Consider the following 218-nt stretch of genomic DNA (forward strand, 5'->3'; position numbering starts at 1 on the left):
GCGTGGAATAAGTCTTCTGCTTCGAACGAACCTCTTCTTACTTTAGCATCGAAGTTTAAACCGCCTTTTCCTAAGCCACCGTTTTTCAGAATTTCATACATCGCCAATGTGTTCGTATATAAGTCTGTTGGGAATTCGTCTGTATCCCATCCAAGCAATGTATCCCCTTGGTTTGCATCAACAGATCCAAGCATTCCGTTAATACGAGCTGTTCTTAA

General features: G+C 41.7%; 1 pseudogene. It reads right to left on the minus strand.

Features of this window, described 5'->3' with window-relative positions:
• A pseudogene (locus tag FS608_RS29955) lies at positions 1-218 on the minus strand (xylose isomerase); the annotation flags it as partial.

The sequence above is a fragment of the Bacillus sp. X1(2014) genome (assembly GCF_007678255.1).